The organism is Nocardioides sp. Bht2 (assembly GCF_047308515.1).
Classification (GTDB): domain Bacteria; phylum Actinomycetota; class Actinomycetes; order Propionibacteriales; family Nocardioidaceae; genus Nocardioides.
On the sequence record NZ_JBLBWI010000011.1, the window covers coordinates 79,966 to 99,068 of the forward strand.

21 protein-coding genes are annotated in these 19,103 nt (G+C 68.6%); 17 read left to right on the top strand and 4 right to left on the bottom strand.

The window, feature by feature from the left end; genetic code table 11:
• From ruvX to nusB, 10 genes are all read left to right on the top strand, one after another.
• Positions 1-477, top strand: a complete 477-nt coding sequence (gene ruvX, locus ACLM5J_RS14295) for a Holliday junction resolvase RuvX (RefSeq protein WP_413657103.1) — start codon at positions 1-3, stop codon at positions 475-477.
• Complete coding sequence (gene mltG / locus ACLM5J_RS14300) at positions 474-1,610, top strand: endolytic transglycosylase MltG (protein WP_413657104.1); 1,137 nt, start codon at positions 474-476, stop codon at positions 1,608-1,610. Before ruvX ends, mltG begins: the two co-directional genes overlap by 4 nt.
• A 14-nt stretch (positions 1,611-1,624) precedes the next feature.
• Complete coding sequence (locus ACLM5J_RS14305) at positions 1,625-2,425, top strand: shikimate dehydrogenase (RefSeq protein WP_413657105.1); 801 nt, start codon at positions 1,625-1,627, stop codon at positions 2,423-2,425.
• A gap of 6 nt (positions 2,426-2,431) precedes the next feature.
• Positions 2,432-3,106: a prepilin peptidase gene (locus tag ACLM5J_RS14310; protein WP_413657106.1), complete on the top strand. Its 675-nt coding sequence runs from the start codon at positions 2,432-2,434 to the stop codon at positions 3,104-3,106.
• 82 nt (positions 3,107-3,188) lie between these two features.
• A complete protein-coding gene (gene aroC / locus ACLM5J_RS14315) occupies positions 3,189-4,367 on the top strand; it encodes a chorismate synthase (RefSeq protein ID WP_413657107.1) in 1,179 nt (392 codons plus the stop codon).
• Positions 4,364-4,870, top strand: a complete 507-nt coding sequence (locus ACLM5J_RS14320; protein WP_413657109.1) for a shikimate kinase — start codon at positions 4,364-4,366, stop codon at positions 4,868-4,870. Before aroC ends, ACLM5J_RS14320 begins: the two co-directional genes overlap by 4 nt.
• Entirely contained in the window at positions 4,870-5,997 is a 1,128-nt protein-coding gene (aroB, locus tag ACLM5J_RS14325; protein ID WP_413657110.1) for a 3-dehydroquinate synthase, read from the top strand. The genes ACLM5J_RS14320 and aroB overlap by 1 nt, the downstream gene beginning before the upstream one ends.
• Positions 5,997-6,425 (top strand): type II 3-dehydroquinate dehydratase, encoded by a 429-nt coding sequence (locus ACLM5J_RS14330; RefSeq protein ID WP_413657111.1) that lies wholly within the window; start codon positions 5,997-5,999, stop codon positions 6,423-6,425. The genes aroB and ACLM5J_RS14330 overlap by 1 nt, the downstream gene beginning before the upstream one ends.
• Positions 6,426-6,521: 96 nt before the next feature.
• Positions 6,522-7,085: an elongation factor P gene (gene efp, locus ACLM5J_RS14335; protein ID WP_413657112.1), complete on the top strand. Its 564-nt coding sequence runs from the start codon at positions 6,522-6,524 to the stop codon at positions 7,083-7,085.
• A complete protein-coding gene (nusB, locus tag ACLM5J_RS14340; RefSeq protein ID WP_413657113.1) occupies positions 7,085-7,489 on the top strand; it encodes a transcription antitermination factor NusB in 405 nt (134 codons plus the stop codon). Before efp ends, nusB begins: the two co-directional genes overlap by 1 nt.
• Before the next feature lie 62 nt (positions 7,490-7,551).
• Here nusB and ACLM5J_RS14345 read toward each other — a convergent pair whose 3' ends face one another.
• Positions 7,552-8,256 (bottom strand): acetoacetate decarboxylase family protein, encoded by a 705-nt coding sequence (locus ACLM5J_RS14345; RefSeq protein WP_413657114.1) that lies wholly within the window; start codon positions 8,254-8,256, stop codon positions 7,552-7,554.
• Between the two features lie 135 nt (positions 8,257-8,391).
• Between ACLM5J_RS14345 and pyrR the strand changes: the two genes are divergently transcribed.
• The 3 genes from pyrR to ACLM5J_RS14360 are packed head-to-tail and all read left to right on the top strand — an operon-like array spanning position 8,392 to position 11,224.
• Entirely contained in the window at positions 8,392-9,003 is a 612-nt protein-coding gene (gene pyrR, locus ACLM5J_RS14350; RefSeq protein ID WP_413657115.1) for a bifunctional pyr operon transcriptional regulator/uracil phosphoribosyltransferase PyrR, read from the top strand.
• Positions 9,000-9,932, top strand: coding sequence for an aspartate carbamoyltransferase catalytic subunit (locus ACLM5J_RS14355; protein ID WP_413657116.1), 933 nt, complete (start codon positions 9,000-9,002; stop codon positions 9,930-9,932). The genes pyrR and ACLM5J_RS14355 overlap by 4 nt, the downstream gene beginning before the upstream one ends.
• Positions 9,929-11,224: a dihydroorotase gene (locus ACLM5J_RS14360; protein ID WP_413657117.1), complete on the top strand. Its 1,296-nt coding sequence runs from the start codon at positions 9,929-9,931 to the stop codon at positions 11,222-11,224. The genes ACLM5J_RS14355 and ACLM5J_RS14360 overlap by 4 nt, the downstream gene beginning before the upstream one ends.
• A gap of 226 nt (positions 11,225-11,450) precedes the next feature.
• On the opposite strand, the gene ACLM5J_RS14365 is transcribed toward ACLM5J_RS14360, so the two are convergent.
• Positions 11,451-12,329 (bottom strand): MaoC/PaaZ C-terminal domain-containing protein, encoded by an 879-nt coding sequence (locus ACLM5J_RS14365; RefSeq protein ID WP_413657118.1) that lies wholly within the window; start codon positions 12,327-12,329, stop codon positions 11,451-11,453.
• Positions 12,330-12,331: 2 nt separating this feature from the next.
• The gene (gene kstD, locus ACLM5J_RS14370) at positions 12,332-14,011 is read right to left on the bottom strand and encodes a 3-oxosteroid 1-dehydrogenase (RefSeq protein ID WP_413657119.1); all 1,680 of its coding nucleotides are present in this window, start codon (positions 14,009-14,011) and stop codon (positions 12,332-12,334) included.
• Between the two features lie 244 nt (positions 14,012-14,255).
• Here kstD and hsaA point away from each other — a divergent pair, with 244 nt between their 5' ends.
• From hsaA to ACLM5J_RS14390, 4 genes are all read left to right on the top strand, one after another.
• Complete coding sequence (gene hsaA / locus ACLM5J_RS14375) at positions 14,256-15,422, top strand: 3-hydroxy-9,10-secoandrosta-1,3,5(10)-triene-9,17-dione monooxygenase oxygenase subunit (RefSeq protein ID WP_413657120.1); 1,167 nt, start codon at positions 14,256-14,258, stop codon at positions 15,420-15,422.
• A 204-nt stretch (positions 15,423-15,626) separates the two neighbouring features.
• Entirely contained in the window at positions 15,627-16,526 is a 900-nt protein-coding gene (gene hsaC / locus ACLM5J_RS14380) for an iron-dependent extradiol dioxygenase HsaC (protein WP_413657121.1), read from the top strand.
• Between the two features lie 17 nt (positions 16,527-16,543).
• Positions 16,544-17,176, top strand: a complete 633-nt coding sequence (locus ACLM5J_RS14385; RefSeq protein ID WP_413657122.1) for a flavin reductase family protein — start codon at positions 16,544-16,546, stop codon at positions 17,174-17,176.
• Positions 17,177-17,268: 92 nt separating this feature from the next.
• Complete coding sequence (locus tag ACLM5J_RS14390; RefSeq protein WP_413657123.1) at positions 17,269-18,027, top strand: enoyl-CoA hydratase-related protein; 759 nt, start codon at positions 17,269-17,271, stop codon at positions 18,025-18,027.
• A 199-nt stretch (positions 18,028-18,226) separates the two neighbouring features.
• Here ACLM5J_RS14390 and ACLM5J_RS14395 read toward each other — a convergent pair whose 3' ends face one another.
• Positions 18,227-19,090, bottom strand: a complete 864-nt coding sequence (locus tag ACLM5J_RS14395) for an HpcH/HpaI aldolase/citrate lyase family protein (RefSeq protein ID WP_413657124.1) — start codon at positions 19,088-19,090, stop codon at positions 18,227-18,229.
• Between the last annotated feature and the right edge of the window lie 13 nt (positions 19,091-19,103).

Sequence of the window (19,103 nt, forward strand, 5' to 3'; positions counted from 1 at the left end):
GTGCGCCCCGGCGTGCGGCTCGGCATCGATCCGGGCGACGCTCGGATCGGTGTCGCCCGCTGCGACCCGTCCGGTGTGATCGCGACCCCGTTGGAGACGGTGGCGCGGGGTGAGGGAGACATCGCCCGGCTCGCCGCGCTGACCGACGAGGAGAACGCGGTCGAAGTGGTGATGGGTCTGCCGCGCTCCTTGTCCGGAGGCGAAGGACCGGCGGCGCACAAGACCCGCCGCTTCGCCCGCCGTCTGGCCAAGCGAATCGCGCCGGTGCCCGTTCGCCTGGTGGATGAAAGGTTGACCACCGTCTCGGCAGAATCCATGCTTCGGGAGCGCGGGCGCAAGGGCGCCGATCGTCGTGCGGTGGTGGATATGGCCGCAGCGGTCGTGATCCTGCAGCACGCGTTGGATGCTGAACGTATCCGCGGCGAGGCACCCGGCGAGGTGCTCGTCGTGACCAAGAACGAGGAGAACCAGGGATGAGCGTGGACTCGAACGGCGGTGGACGCCGTCGTGCGGTCAAGAAGCGCGGCGGCCGCCGGGCCGGTTGCCTGGTGGTGCTGGTCGTTCTCGGCCTGCTTGCTGCCCTCGCCTGGGTCGGGCTGACCAAGGGTGTGGAGTGGGCACGCGATCAGTTCGGCGACCCCGAGGACTACGCGGGCCCCGGCAGCGGTGCCGTGGTGATCCAGGTGAACTCCGGAGACTCGGCGACCGTCATCGCCCGCACCCTGAAGGAGGCGGACGTCGTCGCGTCGGTCGACGCGTTCCGCAACATCGCGAACTCGCGCGCCGACGAGGCCGCCAAGATCCAGCCGGGCAGCTACGAGATGCTCAAGAAGATGAAGGCGGTCGACGCCTTCAACCTCCTGGTCGACCCGGCCAACGCCTCGGTCAACCGGGTGACGGTCCCTGAGGGGCTGCGCGTCGTCGACGTGCTGACCCTGCTCGGCAAGAAGACCGACTTCAATACCAAGCAGTACCGGCGTGCGTTGTCGCGGCTCGAACTACCGAGCTACGCGGAGCTCAACGCCGAAGGGCTACCCGAGGGTTATCTCTTCCCGGCCACCTACGACCTGCACCCCGACGACACCCCGCAGACGATCCTGCAGGCGATGGTGGATCGGTGGAAGCGGTCGGCCGACAAGCTCGGGCTGGTCGACGGCGCCAAGAAGCTCGGCTACACCCCGCACGAGGTGATGACCATCGCCTCCCTGGTCGAGGCCGAGGGCCGCGGCGACGATATGCCCAAGATCGCTCGGGTCATCTACAACCGCCTGGAGAACCCCGGTACCGCCGGCACGATCGGGCGACTCGAGATCGACGCCACCGTCAACTACGCGTTGGGTCGCAACCTCGGGGTGGCGATCTCGCCGTCGGACCTGGATGTCGACTCGCCTTACAACACCCGTCGGGTCACTGGTCTCCCGCCGGGGCCGATCGAGGCACCGGGCGACGACGCGATGGCGGCGGCGCTGGCTCCGGCGGCGGGGGACTGGTACTACTACGTGACCGTCGATCTGCGGACCGGTGAGACCAAGTTCGCCTCGAACTACGACGAGTTCCTCAGCTACAAGGCCGAGTTCACCCGGTACTGCCAGACGTCGGACGCCTGCTGATGCCTCGGTGTGGGGTGTTGGGTGATCCGATCGATCACTCACTCTCACCGATCCTGCACCGGGCCGGGTATGCGGCTGCCGGCCTGGAGTGGAGCTACACGGCGCACCGGGTGAACGAGGAGGAGCTCGCCGGCTTCCTCGGCGCTCTCGACGACTCCTGGCGCGGCTTCTCGCTGACCATGCCGCTCAAGCGGGCGCTGCTGCCCCTGGTGGACGAGGTCAGCGAGACGGCTCGGCTGGCAGGCGGGGCGAACACCCTGTTGCTCCGGTCGGACGGCACGCGTCTGGCAGACAACACCGACGTGCCCGGTGCGGTCGCGGCGCTGCGCGAGCGATTCGACGGCACCCTGGAGAGCGCCACGATCCTGGGCGGTGGTGCCACCGCGACCTCGCTGGGGATGGCGTTCACCGCGCTTGGCGCCCGCACCCTGCGGCTGCTGGTCCGCTCGCCGGAGCGCGCGGTCGAGACCCGTACTGCCCTCGCGGCGCTCCCTGAAGGTCCGGCGATCGAGGTCGGCATCCTGGGCAGCGACCAGGTGGTCGGCGACGCCGTCGCCAGCACTATTCCGGCGTCGGCGCAGAGTCAGGAACTGGTCGCCTCCTGCGCGGGGGCGAAGGTGCTCTTCGAAGCCATCTACGACCCGTGGCCGACGCCGCTCGCAGCAGCCGCAACCGCCCTCGGACAGCCGCTGGTCAGTGGGCTCGACCTGCTCATCCACCAGGCGGCTTTGCAGTTCACCCTCTTCACCGGCGAGCCGGCGCCCCTGGCCACGATGCGGGCCGCTGGGGAGTGGGCCCTGGCCCAGCGGGGCTGACGGGAGATGGACGTCCAGGTCGCGGTCGTGGTGTCAGCGGCGGTCGTCGCCGCTCTGCTGGGCTGGCTGATGCCGCGTTGGGTGGCTCGTCTCCCCGAGCCGGAGCCGATCGACGCGGAGAAGACGCCGTACCCCGAGCTGGCCGCGACGCCGGGCCTCACGGTCCGCTACGCGGTGGCCGCAGCGGTCGTCGCCGGCGTTCTCGCCGCCGTCCTCGGGCCGGACGCCAGGCTGCTCTTCCTGGTTCCGCTCAGCGCGCTGGGCGTGGCATTGGCGCAGATCGACTTCCGGACCCGCCTGCTGCCCAAGCGGCTGGTCCTCCCGGCCTACCCGGCGATGCTCGTGGGGCTGGCGCTGGCGGCGGTGCTGCGCGGCGAACTGGAGCTGATCACCGGAGGGCTGCTCGGAGGCGTGATCGCCTGGGCGATCTACTGGCTACTGTGGAGGTTCACCCCGGGGATGGGGTTCGGCGACGTCCGGCTGTCGGGGATCGTCGGGATGGCCCTCGGCGCCTTCGGCTGGCACACCCTCGGCTATGGCCTCTATGCCGCGTTCGTGGTCGGTGCGTTGGGGTGGATCCCATTGCGGCTGATGGGCTTCACCAAGGACCGCCACTTCGCCTTCGGTCCCTTCATGCTGCTGGGCGCCGTGGTCGGTATCTGCCTCGGCGCGCTCACCTGACCCCGTCCACGAGTCGAGCCTGAGCGTCTCGGAGTTGACGGTTGGTGTCAGCCTCCGGGCGAGCGCGTGAAAGACTGCAGCCATGCTTCGATGGCTCACTGCGGGCGAGTCCCACGGCCCCTCACTCGTCGCGATCCTGGAAGGTCTGCCGGCGCACGTCGCGGTCACCTCCGAGGAGATCGCCGACTCCCTGGCTCGACGACGCCTCGGCTACGGCCGTGGCGCACGGATGAAGTTCGAACAGGACCAGGTCACCGTGACCGGTGGCGTTCGACATGGCAAGACCCAGGGCGGTCCGATCGCGATCCAGGTCGGCAACACCGAGTGGCCCAAGTGGGAGCAGGTGATGTCGGCGGATCCCGTCGACGAGGACGTGCTGGCCAACAGCGCCCGTAACGCCGCACTGACCCGCCCGCGCCCCGGCCACGCCGACCTGGCCGGTATGCAGAAGTACGACTTCGACGAGGCTCGTCCGATCCTGGAGCGCGCCTCCGCCCGCGAGACCGCTGCGCGGGTCGCGCTCGGCCGGGTCGCCTCCAACTTCCTGGAGCAGGCCGTCGGTGCCCGGATCGTCTCCCACGTCATCGAGCTGGGCGGCGTCGGCGCCCCGGCGGGGCTGATCCCCGCCGCGGACGACGTCGAGCGGCTCGACGACGACCCGGTCCGCTGCCTCGACCGCCAGGCCAGCGAGGCGATGGTGGCGCGGATCGACCAGGCCCACAAGGACGGCGACACCCTCGGTGGTGTCGTCGAGGTGGTCGTCCACGGCCTGCCCGCCGGGCTCGGCTCGCACGTGCACTGGGACCGTCGTCTGGACTCCCGGCTCGCCGGCGCGCTGATGGGCATCCAGGCGATCAAGGGCGTCGAGGTCGGCGACGGCTTCGAGCTGGCGGCCACGCCGGGCTCCCTGGCTCACGACGAGATCGTCAGCGAGGACGGCCTGCTGCGTCGCACCTCCGGTCGCTCGGGCGGCATCGAGGGCGGCATGACCACCGGCGAGGTGATGCGGGTCCGCGCCGCGATGAAGCCGATCGCCACCGTTCCCCGCGCGCTGCGCACCGTCGACGTGGCGACCGGTGAGGCCACCGTCGCCCACCACCAGCGATCCGACGTCTGCGCGGTCCCGGCGGCCGGCATCGTCGCCGAGGCGATGGTCGCGCTGGTCCTGGCCGACGCCGTCCTGGAGAAGTTCGGTGGCGACTCGATCGGCGAGACCGCACGCAACGCAGCCGCCTACCGCGAGGCGATCCGGTTCAAGTGACCGGTCCCCGGGTGGTGCTCATCGGTCCGATGGGTGCCGGGAAGTCCACCGTGGCGAACCGTCTCGGTGGACTCTGGGGCGTCTCGGTCCGCGACACCGACGCCGACATCGAGGCGTCCGAGGGCCGCGCGATCTCCGACATCTTCGTCGATGACGGCGAGACGTACTTCCGCGCGAAGGAACGTGAGGCGGTAGCGCTCGCCCTCCGCGAGCACGACGGGGTGTTGTCGTTGGGCGGCGGCGCGGTGCTGGACCCGACCACCCGGGAACTGCTGGTCGGCTTTCCGGTGGTCTTCTTGGAGGTGGGTCTTGCCGAAGCCGTCAAGCGGGTCGGCCTGGGGACCGGACGTCCGTTGTTGCTCGGCAACGTCCGGGCCAAGGTGAAGGCCCTGCTCGACGAGCGGACCCCGATCTACCGTGGAACTGCCACCCACACCGTGAACACCGACGAACTCAGCCCTGCCGAGGTGGCCGCTGAGATCGTCCGACTGCTGGAGAACTGATGTCAGAGCCGATCACCGCTGGTACCGAGAGCGCCGCCGTCCTGCACGTCGGTGGAGGGTCGCCCTACGACGTGGTGATCGGTAGGTCGCTGTTGGAGCGCCTCCCCGCCCTGATCGGCGACGGCGTCAACCAGGTCGCGCTGCTCTACGCCGGTGACCTCGAGCAGCAGGCACAGCGCGTCGCCGAGACGTTGATCGGCACCTACGACGTCCTCGCGCTCGGGCTGCCGGACGGCGAGAACGCCAAGTCCGCGGCGGTCGCCAACGACTGCTGGGAGGCGCTCGGCGAGCGCAACTTCACCCGCAGCGACGTGGTGGTCACCCTCGGCGGTGGCGCGACGACCGACCTCGGAGGGTTCGTCGCCGCCAGCTGGCTCCGTGGCGTCCGGGTGGTCCACATCCCGACCACCCTGCTGGCGATGGTGGACGCCGCAGTCGGCGGTAAGACCGGGATCAACACCGGTGCGGGGAAGAACCTGGTCGGCGCGTTCCACGAGCCCGCCGGCGTGCTCTGCGACCTGGAGTTCCTGGACACCCTGCCGGCCGAGGAGCTGATCGCCGGGCTGGGCGAGGTCGTCAAGTGTGGCTTCATCGCCGATCCGGAGATCCTGAGCCTGGTCGAGTCCGACCCCGACGCTGCCCGTGACCCGCGCTCGCCGGTCCTGCGCGAGCTGGTCGAACGGTCGATCCAGGTCAAGATCGACGTCGTGGTCGCCGACCTCAAGGAGACCGGCGGGGTCGATGGCCACCCTGGTCGCGAGGCGCTCAACTACGGACACACGATGGCGCACGCGATCGAGCGCGCCACGGGCTACGCGATCCGGCACGGTGAGGCCGTCTCGATCGGCTGCATCTTCGTCGCCGAGCTCGCCCGGGCCGCCGGTGTGATCGGCGACGAGCTCGCCGACCGGCACCGCTCCGCGTTCGCCTCCGTCGGTCTGCCGATCGGGTGGAGCGGCGACGCCGGGTTCGAGGACCTGCTCGCCACGATGGCCGTGGACAAGAAGTCGCGCGGTTCACAGCTCCGTTTCGTGGTCCTCGACGACCTGGCCGTACCCCGGATCCTGGCCGGACCGGACCAGGCCCACCTCCGCACCGCCTACGACGCGATCACCCGGAGCGCCTGATGCGGGCGTGGGTGCTCAACGGCCCGAACCTGGGTCGTTTGGGGCGCCGTCAGCCGGAGATCTACGGCATCACCACGTTCGCTGAGCTGGGCGAGAAGTGCGTGGCGTGGGGGAGTTCGCTCGGTCTGGAGGTGGAGGTCCGGCAGACCAACCACGAGGGTGAGTTGCTGGACTGGCTCAACCAGGCAGCGGACGAGCGGATCCCGGTCGTCCTGAACGCGGCGGCCTGGACCCACTACTCGTGGGCGATCTACGACGCGTGCGCTCAGTTGGAGGCGCCGTTGGTGGAGGTTCACATCTCCGATCCCACCCAGCGGCCGGAGGTTTTCCGGCACACCTCAGTGGTCACCGAGCACGCTGCGACGGTGATCTCCGGACACGGCATCGACGGCTACCGAATGGCATTGGAGTTCCTGGCTCGCGACTGAGCTGGGGGCCCGTATAGAATCGAGCGTTGCCGTCACGGCGGGTCTGCCCGCAGACGGCTCCTCGAACCCGACTGCGAAGAAGGCGACTACACGCGCATGGCAACCACCAACGACCTCAAGAACGGCATGGTTCTCAACATTGACGGACAGCTCTGGGCTGTCGTCGAGTTCCAGCACGTCAAGCCCGGCAAGGGCCCGGCGTTCGTTCGTACCAAGCTGAAGAACGTCGAGTCCGGCAAGTCCGTCGACAAGACCTTCAACGCCGGCACCAAGGTCGAGACCGCCAGCGTCGACAAGCGGACGATGCAGTACCTGTACAACGACGGCACGTCGTACGTCTTCATGGACACCGCGACCTACGACCAGATCGAGGTCACCCCCGAGATCGTCGGCGACGCCAAGAACTTCATGCTCGAGAACCAGGAAGCGATCGTCGCCACCAACGAGGGCCGCGTGCTCTACGTGGAGCTTCCCGCCTCCGTCGAGCTGCTCATCTCCGAGACCGAGCCGGGCCTTCAGGGCGACCGCTCCACCGGTGGCACCAAGCCCGCCACCTTGGAGACCGGCCACCAGATCCAGGTTCCGCTCTTCATCACCTCGGGCGAGAAGGTCAAGGTCGACACCCGCGACTCGTCCTACCTGGGTCGCGTCAAGTCCTGATGGCTGCACGGAGCAAGGCACGTAAGCGTGCCTTGGACATCCTGTTCGCCGGCGAACTCCGTGACGAGGGGCCGGCACAGTCCCTTGAGCGGTGGCTCGCCGAGGGCGAACCGCTGGACAACCAGTACTCAGTCGACCTGGTGCGCGGCGTCGCCGAGCACCAGGACGAGATCGACCAGCTGATCCGCGACGCCGCCCAGGGCTGGACCCTGGAGCGGATGCCGGTGGTCGACCGCAACGTGTTGCGCCTCGGGGTCTACGAGATCCTCTGGTGCGACGACATCCCCAACGCGGTAGCGGTCAGCGAGGCGTTGGCGTTGGTCGGGGACCTCTCGACCGACGAGTCGCCGAGTTTCGTGAACGGCGTGCTCGGCGCGATCGTGCGTAACGCGCCCACCTCCTGAACGACGCGAACAGCGCCGCCGGCTCCATGACGGGGCGGCGGCGCTGTTGTCGTTGCTCCGCCCTACGGGTGGAAGGGAGTCGGGGCGCCGAGGGTGAACGTGGTGCTGCCCAGCACAGCACCCTTGTGCCGTCCCGACGGTAGCCAGGCCGGCAGATCGCCGTCGGAGTCGACCTCGACGTCCATGGCCGCGTACCGCATGGAGCCCGACGCCTTGAGGCGGGTGCCGCGCAGGGAGCCGTCCGGGAACTCCTGGATCACCCGGAGCCGGCTGAAGACCGGAAGGGTGAGCTTCAACTTCGTCGACGGCGTCGCTGCCACCCGCCAGTGCTGACCGGTCGCCGACGACGACGCGAAGGTCTGGCCGTCCGCGGGGGCACCGCTGAAGGTGGAGAGGGTCTTGGGGATCGACCAGTTGCCACGGCCGCCGACCAGGCTGGTGGGGGAGTCCACCGACATGAACGGAATGGTGCCCACGAGGTGCCGCCCGACCCGCATCCCGATCGCGCCGAAGACCTCGTCGTAGACGCCGACCGGGGTGTCGGCGTAGCGGACCATGCCGCCGATCACCACTGCCGCCTTGCCTCGCGCGCGCAGGGCGGGAGGCAGCGCCTCGGTGGCCGCCGGCGTCGCCTTGCACCACCAGACGATCGCGGAGGCCTGCACCGTCCAGGGGGCGGGAGCTTCGTTCGGGGGCATCGTCGCCAGGAAATCGGGGGTGACGCGGCTCTCGGAGACGCTGGGCACATCAAGGAGGGAGAAGGGCATGATTCTCATGATGCCGCCTGTCGGGCCGCCCTGTTCAGGGTTCGGCGCGAGAGAGCGTCCGGTCCTGCGGTAGCCTAGGGGCGTTCGACATCCTTTAACGAGCCGTCCCGTGAGGCGGAGAAGGAGTTGGCGCTGGTGACACCTGCGCAGAATGACCCCGGTCCCGGTGAGGGCCGTACCGTCCTTGAGGCCCGTGACATCGCCCGGGCCCTGACTCGCATCTCGCACGAGATCCTGGAACGCAACAAGGGCGCCAAGGATCTGATCCTTCTGGGTCTGCAGACCCGCGGCGTGCCGTTGGCCCGCCGGATCGCCGACGGGATCCAAGCTGTCGAAGGCCACGCCGTCGCGGTGGGCTCGCTCGACGTCACGATGTACCGCGACGACCTGCGCAGCCACCCGACCCGGGGCCCGCAGCGGACCGAGATCCCGTCCGAGGGGATCGACGGCAAGACCGTCGTCCTGGTCGACGACGTCCTCTACTCCGGGCGCACCATCCGAGCGGCACTCGATGCGCTCTCGGATCTCGGTCGCCCGGCCGCGGTCCGGTTGGCCGTGTTGGTCGACCGCGGCCACCGGGAGCTGCCGATCCGGGCCGACCACGTCGGCAAGAACCTGCCGAGCGCGCGGACCGAGCGGGTCGGCGTCAAGCTCGCCGAGATCGACGGCTACGACGAAGTGCGGATCGCCGGCATCGACGCCATCGCCGAGGCGCGACGCGCTGCCGATGGGGAGGACCACTCATGAAGCACCTGTTGAGCATCGACGACCTCGACGTCGACACCATCAGCGACATCTTCGCCACCGCCTCCGAGATGCACGACGTGCAGCGCCGAGAGGTCAAGAAGCTGCCCGCCCTGCGTGGTCGCACCGTGATCAACCTCTTCTTCGAGGACTCCACCAGGACCCGCTCCAGCTTCGAGATCGCCGGCAAGTGGCTCTCTGCGGACGTCATCAACATCTCCGCCAAGGGCAGCTCGGCGAGCAAGGGCGAGAGCCTGCGCGACACCGTGCTCACCGTCTGTGCGATGGGTGTCGACGGCGTGATCGTGCGGCACCCGGCGAGTGGTGCCGCGCAGCAGATCAGCCAGTGGGTCGACGCTGTCGTGATCAACGCCGGCGACGGGATGCACGAGCACCCCACCCAGGCTCTCCTCGACGCCTACACCCTGCAGCGCCGTCTGGGCAGCCTGGATGGTCGTAAGGTCGCCATCGTCGGCGACCTGACCCACAGTCGGGTCTTCCGTTCGGGCGTGAAGTGCCTGACGAAGCTCGGTGCGGAGGTGACCGTGGTCGCCCCGCCGACGCTGATGCCGTCCGGGATCGGCGCCTGGTCGCGTGACGCCGGCTTCGGCGTCTCCTACGACATCGACGAGGTCCTGCCGGAGGCAGACGCGGTGATGATGCTCCGGGTGCAGAAGGAGCGGATGTCGGGCGGTTACTTCCCGACGGCGCGCGAGTACACGGTCGGCTACGGCCTGACCCGGGACCGTCTCGCCGCGCTGAAGCCGGACACCCCGATCTGCCACCCCGGCCCGATGAACCGCGGCCTGGAGATCTCCCCGGAGGCCGCCGACGCCGCGTCCAGCCTGGTCCTCGACCAGGTCTCGTCGGGCGTCGCGATCCGGATGTCCGTGCTCTACCACCTGCTGACCGGAGAGGAGACCGTCGCGTGAACGCCGCACGGCTCGTAGTCAAGGGCGCCTCGCTGCTCGGCGAGCGCACCGCCGACATCGTGATCGAGGACGGGGCGATCGTCGAGATCGGTTCCGGCGTCGACGTGGCGGGGGCCGAGGTTCTGGACGCGGACGGTCTGATCGCGCTGCCGGGCCTCGTCGACCTGCACACCCACCTCCGCGAGCCGGGTCGTGAGGACGCCGAGACGGTGCTCTCCGGGTCGCGCGCCGCCGCGGTGGGCGGCTTCACCGCGGTGTTGGCGATGGCCAACACCAACCCGGTGACCGACACCGCCGAAGCCGCCGAGCGGGTCTACGACCTGGGCGTGAAGGCGGGCCTCGTCGAGGTTCAGCCGGTCGGTGCGGTGACCCGAGGCCTGGAGGGCAAGGAGCTCGCCGAGCTCGGCCTGATGTCGCGGTCGCGGGCGAAGGTGAAAGTCTTCTCCGACGACGGCAAGTGCGTCGCCGATCCGCGGGTGATGCGGCGGGCGCTGGAGTACGTCAAGGCGTTCGGTGGTGTGATCTCCCAGCACTCGCAGGACCCGTCGCTGGCTGGTCCGACCGCCTGCTGCCACGAAGGTGAGCTCTCCGGCCAGCTCGGGCTGCCGGGATGGCCGGGTGTGGCCGAAGAGGTCATCGTCGCGCGGGACGTGATGCTCGCCCGGCACACCGGTTCCCGGGTGCACGTGGCTCACGTGTCGACGGCCGGTTCGGTCGAGGTGCTCCGCTGGGCGCGGAGCCAGGGGATCGCCGTCACCGCTGAGGTGACGCCGCACCACCTGCTGCTCACCACGGACCTGCTCTCCGGCTACGACCCCACCTTCAAGGTGAACCCGCCGCTACGTCCCGAGGAGGACGTCCTGGCGCTCCGTGCGGCACTCGCCGACGGCACCATCGACGCGGTCGCGACCGACCACGCTCCGCACGCCCGCCACGACAAGGAGCACGCCTTCGTCGACGCCGCCTTCGGCATGCTCGGGTTGGAGACCGCACTGCCGGTGATCGCCACCGTGATGGTCCGGGAGGGTCTGCTCGACTGGGCCGGTGTGGCCCGGGTGATGTCGTCGAACCCGGCACGGATCGCCGGCCTCGACGGTCAGGGCCAGGAGCTGGTCGTCGGTGCGCCCGCGCACCTCGCGCTCGTCGACCCGACGTCGGTGGCCACCGTCGACCGGGACGCCTCGGTCTCCCAGTCACGCAACAACCCGTGGCACGGCCGTTCCCTGGACGCCAAGATCGTGCACACGGTCTTCGGCGGCAGGATCACCGTCCGCAACGGCACCCTCGCCTGAGCGACCCGGTCGTCACCGGCCCCCGTCGATCACCGTTGGTCGAGCTTGTCGAGACCTCCGTCGCCGGGGGTGATCGACGACCCGGTGGTCGAGCTTGTCGAGACCTAGGGGATCTCGACGAGCTCGATCTCCGGTGCGGTTGCTTGAGAACCGGTGATCTGAGCCCCTCAGCACAAAGAGAGAACCCCGAGCGCGATGCGCTCGGGGTTCTCTCTTGCTCATGCCCTCAGGCGGGCGTCAGCACGCAGTCAGCGAGGACCGGGGTACCGGCGCGCTCGCCGTCGGCGATGACGGCCGAGACGACCACGCGACCGGGCTCGTTCCAGGCGCTCACCTTGATGGTGTCGCCGGGGAAGACGACGCCGGCGAAACGGGCCGAGAAGCCGCCGACCTTGGCAGCGTCGCCGCCGAAGACGGCGTCGGTGACCTCACGCAACACGATGCCGTAGGAGCAGAGGCCGTGCAGGATCGGCGCCGGGAAGCCAGCGCCTGCCGCGAACGCAGGGTCGGCGTGCAGCGGGTTCCGGTCGCCGCAGAGGCGGTAGAGCATCGCCTGCTGCGGGGTCACGGTGTAGCTGGCCTCGGCGTCGGGGGTGCGCTCGGGGAGCTCGACCTTCGACGACGGTCCGCGGTCGCCGCCCCAGCCGCCTTCGTTGCGCACGAAGATGCTGGATCGGACGGTCCACAGGTGCTCGCCGTCGGGGGAGAACGCCTTGCCCTCCTGGACGATGACGGCAGCCTTGCCCTTGTCCCAGACGTCGGTGATGGTCACCTTGAGCGTCGCCGAGCCCGAGGTCGGGATCGGGCGGTGCACCTGGATCTCCTGCGAACCGTGCAGCACCATCTGCAGGTCGATGTCGCAGCCCGGCAGGTCGAGCGCCGGCGGGTTGGTCTCGTGGAACGTGGGGACCACCACGCCGAAGGACGGCAGCACCTGGAGGTTCGCGTCGTCCAGCGTGTAGCGCAGGGCACCGGCGTCGGTGTTGTCGCCCTCGCGGGCACCGGCACCGATGCCGAGGTGGTAGAGCAGGACGTCAGACTCGGTCCAGCTGAAGGTGCGGTCGGGAAGTGCGGCGCCGACGGCCACACTGGTGTCGATGGGCATGCTCAGGCCTTCTTGAAGTTGTCAGCGATGTCGTTGGCCGCAATGTAGCCGAACGTCACAGCGGGGCCGATGGTGGCTCCAGCGCCGGCGTAGGTGTTACCCATAACGGCGGAGCTGACGTTGCCGGTGGCGTAGAGACCCTCGATGACCGTGCCGTCCTCGCGCAGCGCGCGGGCCTTCGGGTCGGTGACGATGCCGCCCTTGGTGCCGAGGTCGCCGGGGACCATCTTGACGCCGTAGAACGGACCGTTCTTGATCGGACCCACCGAGGGGTTCTTGATCTTCGGGTCACCGTAGTAGCGGTCGTAGGCGGAGTCGCCGCGCTTGTAGTCCAGGTCCTTGCCGGTCTCGGCGAAGCCGTTGAACCGCTCCACGGTCGCGGCCAACTTGTCGGCCGGTACGCCGATCTTCTCGGCCAGCTCCTCCAAGGAGTCAGCCTTGACGATCGCGCCGGACTTGAGCCAGCGGCCGGGGATCGGCTGACGCGGCGGCAGACCGGCGAACGTGTACCGGTTGCGGTAGGTCTGGTCGAAGATCATCCAGCTCGGGAAGTGGTCGATGCCGGTCTTCGCGGCCGACTCGTACATCGCGTGGACGGCGTCGACGTAGGGGGAGGCTTCGTTGAAGTACCGCTCGCCGCCCTGGTGGACGATCATCGAACCCGGCAGGTTGCGCTCGGCCAGGCAGAACCACGGACCGTGCGGGAGCGGGATTGCGGGACCCCACCAGGCGTCGTCCATCAGGTCGAGGGCCGCACCCACGCGGGCGCCTGCCTCGATGCCGGCACCGGTGTTACCGGCAGCACCGGTGGTCCACTCGGCGCCGATCGGCTCGGCCTGCCACTTCTTACGCATCTCTTCGTTGTGCTCGAAGCCGCCGCAGGCCAGGATCACGCCGGCGTTGGCGCGCAGCTCGCGCTCCTCACCGTTGCGGGTCACCTTGACGCCGACGACCTTGCCGTCCTCGAGGAGCAGATCGGTCAACGGGGTCTCGTACCAGAGCGGGATCTTCCGGTCGAGCATGCCCTTGCGCATGCCGATCATCATCGCCATGCCCATGCCGTACATGCGCTTCTTGAGCAGCAGGCTGATCGTGCGCTTGAGGGCGATCTTGGCGCCGGTGAACCAGCCCCAGATCGAGTGGCCCATCAGGTTGAGCTTGCGGTAGTCGGCCTGGCCGACGACCATGCCGGCCGGCGCCTTGGTGTAGGCGGGGGTCAGGTTCTTGAGCTCGGCGCCGAGGATGTTGCCGTTGATCGCCTTGGGCTCGATCGAGCGTCCCGACGCCTTGCCACCCGGAGCTTCGGGGTAGTAGTCGGAGTAGCCGGGGACCCACTTGAAGTCGGCGGCCGAGTGGTCCTTGATGAACTGCAGCGCGGTCGGGCCTTCGGCGATGAAGGCGTCGATCCGGGCCGGGTCGACGTTGTCGCCGATGATCGAGAGCAGGTACTCGCGCGTCTCCGCGTCGGGGTTGCCCTGGCCGGCCTTCTTCAAGGCGTAGTTGTTCGGGATCCAGATGCCACCGCCGGATCGCGCGGTGGAACCGCCGAAGCCGTCGGTGCTCTCCAGAAGTACGACGCTGAGGCCGCGTTCGTGTGCGGCGAGCGCGGCAGTCATGCCGCCTCCGCCGGAACCGACGACGATCACGTCGAAGGTGTCGGGCTCGATGTTGGCTGTCGCCAAGGCGTCCTCCGTAACTCATGACCCGCTGGGTGGGCGCGGTGATCTCGGGCGAATGTAACAGGTTCTAGCATGCTGACTTTGCCACGCTCCCGGCGTCCGGGACCTCGCATTTGGGACCGGAAACAGGGCGTTCGTGACTCAGATCTCGTTCTTGTTCTGTGCGCTGACCGGGATCGATCCTCGCTCAGAATGAGAACGTGTTCTAGTATTGTCTCATTACTCGTTCCCAGTTGAGGAGACCGTGATGTCGAAGCAAGTTCTCGACGCCGTACGTGACCTGCTGCCCACCTTCCGTGAGCGCGCCGACGAGGCTGAGAAGCTGCGCCAGGTGCCCGAGGCGTCGGTCAAGGCCCTGGAGGAGACCGGCTTCTTCCGGCTGCTCCAGCCCAAGCGCTTCGACGGTTTCGAAGCAGACCCGGTGGACTTCTACACCGCCGTCAAGGAGATCGCCGGCGCTGACGGCTCTACCGGCTGGATCTCGTCCGTGCTCGGTATCCACCCATGGCAGGTCGCGCTCTTCCCCGACGAGGCGCAGCAGGCGGTCTGGGGTTCGGACACCAACACCCGCCTCTCCTCCTCCTATGCACCCACCGGCAAGGCCGTCCAGACCGAGGGCGGCTACCTGCTCTCCGGCAAGTGGTCCTTCTCCTCGGGCTCCGCGCACGCCACCTGGGTGCTGCTCGGTGGTCTGGTCTTCAACGCCGAGGGCCAGGTCGTCGACTTCAAGACCTTCATGGTTCCCCGCGACAAGTACGAGATCGTCGACGTCTGGAACGTCGTCGGCCTCCGCGGCACCGGCTCCAACGACATCGTGGTGGAGGAGACCTTCATCCCGGAGGCGTTCACCCTCTCGATGTCCGACACCGGCCGTTGCTACGGCCCGGGTCAGACGGAGAACACCAGCGACCTCTACAGGCTGCCGTTCCACTCGCTGTTCACCACCACCATCACCACCCCGATCGTGGGCATGGCGACCGGTGCGTACGCCGAGCACGTCGAGATGCAGCAGAAGCGGGTCCGCGCCGCCTACCTGGGCGAGAAGGCCTCCTCGGACCCGTTCGCCGCCGTCCGGATCGCTCGGGCCGGCTCCGACATCGACGCCGCCTGGGCGTTGTTGCTCTCCAACATCCGTGACGAGCAGGCCTACGTGGCGCGCGGCGAGCAGATCCCGCTGCAGCTGCGCCTCAAGGTCCGCCGCGACCAGGTGCTCGGCACCCAGCGGGCGATCGACGCGATCGACGCGCTCTTCGAGGCCTCCGGTGGCCGTGCGCTCGCCGAGGGCACCTACCTGCAGCGCGCCTGGCGCGACTCGCACGCCGGTCGCGTGCACGCCGCCAACGACCCCGAGCGCGCGCTCAAGATGTTCGGCGACGTCGAGTTCGGTCACAAGATCGACCCGGGGATGTACTGAGCACCATCGTTCGACCCCGGCCGGGAGCAGCGCCGCCACGAACTCGTGCGCTGCTCCCGGTACGCGGGAAGTGGTGAGGCCAAGGGCCCTGCAGTTCTGGAATCCTGACCTCATCGCTTCGGCTGAGTAACTTCGCGCCACGGTCGCCACAGTGCACCGGGAGCATGACGTCGAGCGCAGCGCGCCGACCAAGGGAGAGTGGAAATGACGATCGAGCTCAAGAGCATGGGCTACGTACGGGTCGGGTCGACCGACCTCGACCAGTGGCGCCACTTCGCGGGCAAGGTGCTCGGCCTGGCCGAGGGCCGCGGCCCCAACCCGGAGAACCTGTACTACCGGATCGACGAGGTCTCCGCCCGTTTGGTGATCGTCCCCGGCGACGCCGACCGGTTCCAGACCGCAGGCTGGGAGCTCGCCGACAACCAGGCGCTGCAGGATGCCCGTGAGCACCTCGCCGCCGTCGGCGTCGCGTTCGAGGAAGGCACCGCCGAGGAGTGCGCCGAGCGTCGGGTCCAGGAGTTCATCCGGTTCAGCGACCCGTGGGACAACGTCTTCGAACTCTTCCACGGCATCACCTACGAGTCGCGTCCCGTGGTCTCGCCCTACGGCGCGAACTTCGTCACCGCCGACCAGGGCATGGGCCACATCGTGATCCCGGTGACCGACGACGTCGAAGCGCTGAAGTTCTACACCGAGGTGCTCGGCTTCCGCCTGCGTGACTCCTTCAGCCTTCCCGGCGAGCTGGCAGGTAAGGAGCCGGGCTCCAAGATCTGGTTGCGTTTCCTCGGCATCAACCCGCGGCACCACTCGCTGGCGTTCCTGCCGTTCCCGAACGCCGACAAGTGCGTGCACATCATGCTCGAGGTCGACAAGCTCGACGACGTGGGCCGTGCCCTGGAGCGGGTCAAGAAGTACAACGCTCCGCTCTCCGCGACCCTGGGCCGCCACATGAACGACGAGATGATCTCGTTCTATGTGAAGTCGCCGGCCGGTTTCGACATCGAGTTCGGTACCGAGGGCCTGCGGGTCGACGACGACCGCTGGGTCGCCCGGGCCTCCACCGCCGTCTCGTACTGGGGTCACGACTTCAGCGTGAAGCAGTGACCGGCACAATGACCGATATGGCCCAGCCTCCGATCCTTCCGGGAATCCGCGACGACGCCCACACCAGTTGGCCGCCGCAGGAGTTGATCGACTCGTTCCTCGGGAACTTCGACTTCGAGTTCCGCACCGGCGAGCACGTGGCCATCGAGGACACCGAGAAGGCACAGGCTGCCGCCCGTCTCTTCCGCGACACCTTGGGGCGCTACTGCAGCGGCGTCACCGTGATCACCACGGTGGTCGACGGCAAGCCGGTCGGAATGACCTGTCAGTCGTTCTCCAGCGTCTCGATCTCGCCGCCGTTGGTGACCTTCCTGCCGATGAAGACGTCGCGGGCCTGGGCACAGATCCAGCGGGCCGGGTTCTTCGCGGTGAACTTCCTCGCCGACGGCCAGGACGGACTCTCCAACAAGATGGCCTCGCGGGTCGAGGACAAGTTCGAGGGCCTCGACTGGCGCCCCAGCGCCGGTGGTGCACCGCTCTTCGACGGCATCGTCGGCCACGTCGACTGCACGGTCGAGGCGGTCCACGAGGCAGGTGACCACTACATCGTGGTCGGTCGGGTTCACGACATGGAGTACGCCACCGACGAGGCCGGCGTCTCGCCGGACCCGTTGCTCTACTTCCAGGGCGCTTATCGCACCGTGCGCTGATCGCGTTCGGATACAGCGGTCGATCCCCGTCACCACGTGGCAGGGATCGACCGCTGTCTCGTTCTCGGCGGCTGCCCGCTAGATTGACCGCCGTGACCGAGGAACTTCTGGTGCGCCGCGACGGCGCCGTCATGACGATCACCTTCAATCGACCGGCCCGGCACAACGCCTTCACCCGGGCGATGTACGAGACGATCCGGGAGACCTGCGCCGGTCTGGCCGAGGACGACTCGGTGAAGGCGCTGGTGCTACGTGGCGCCGGCGGTCGCGCCTTCGCGGCCGGCAACGAGATCTCGGACTTCCTGGAGGCTGACGCCGTCGCCTATGAGAGCTGGATCGGTGAGTTGCTCAACGGGCTGTATGCCCTGCCGCAGGTGACGATCGCCGCGGTGGACGGGGTCTGCGTCGGCGGTGGACTGGCGGTCGCCACCCACTGCGACGTCCGGATCGCCACGCCGCACTCCCGGTTCGGGTATCCGATCGCGCGCACACTGGGCAACGCCCTTTCGGCGCCGATCGTCTACCGCTGCCGCGCCGTCTTCGGTGAGTCGATCACCCGCGAGATGCTGCTCACCGCCCGTCTGGTCGGAGCAGATCGTGCCTACTCCGCCGGTGCGATCGCCGCGGTCACCGACGACCTGGACGCCGAGATCGCCACGCTCACCGAGTCGATCGAGGCCCTCTCCGCGGTGACGATCCGGTCCACCAAGCGACAGCTGCTCGACCGCTCCGAGCGGATCGACGTCGCCCCCGACTTCGACGAGGAGCTGCTCCGCTCCGTCTACACCGGCCCCGACTTCAACGAAGGCGTCCGTGCCTTCCTCGCGAAGGAGAAGCCCGCCTTCCGCTAACCCGAACCGTCACCACCACGCGCCGAACCGTCAGCACCACGCGCCGAACCGTCAGCACCACGCGCCGAACCGTCAGCACTATGCGCCGAGGGTGCAGCAGTAGCCGCCGAAAGCGCAGATATGGCCATCGAGATCGCAGAAAGCGCGACCTCGATGGCCATATCTGTCACCCCGGGGCGCCATTTGTGCGCCCTCGGGATCAGGCGAGGGCGCTGATCGCCTCGTGGATGCTCAGCACGCGCTGGGCAGACTCGACGTGGAGGTTCTCCACCATCTTGCCGTTGTAGGTGACGACGCCCGCACCCTTGCCGTCCTCCCAGGCCTGGATCAGCCCACGGGCATCCTCGACGGCGGCCGCTGACGGAGCGAACGCCTCGTTGGCGCCCTCGACCTGGCCGGGGTGGATCAGCGTCTTCCCGTCGAAGCCCATCACGCGACCCTGCTCGCACTCGGCGAGGAAGCCATCGGTGTCCTTCACATTGTTGTAGACGCCGTCGATCACCGCGATGCCCGCGGCCCGACCGGCGAGCAGCGCGGTGTGCAGGCTCGGAATGATCGGTGCACGACCAGGCACGTGCTCGGCGTAGAGCTCCTTGACCAGGTCGTTGGTGCCGAGGACGAAGGCACCCAGGCGTGCGGAGCCGCGGGCGATGGACAAGGCATCGAGGATCGCGACCGGCGTCTCGATCATCGCCCAAAGCTTGGTGTGGGCGGGCGCGCCAGCGCGCTCCATCGCCTCGACCAGCTCGCGAACCTCGTCGGCGCTGTTCACCTTGGGAACCACGATCGCGTCGGGGCCGGCAGCGGCCGCCGTCGCGATGTCGTCGTCGTGCCACTCGGTACCGAGTCCGTTGACGCGGATCGTGAGCGTGCGACGTCCGTACTCGCCGCTCTTGACCGCGGCCACCGCGTTAGCGCGGGCGCTCACCTTCGAGTCGGGGGCGACTGCGTCCTCGAGGTCGAAGATCAGACCATCACAGGCGATCGTCTTAGCCTTCTCCAACGCCCGCTCGTTCGAGCTGGGCATGTAGAGGACGGAACGCAGGGGAGTGAAGTCGGTCATCTCGGGCCTTTCG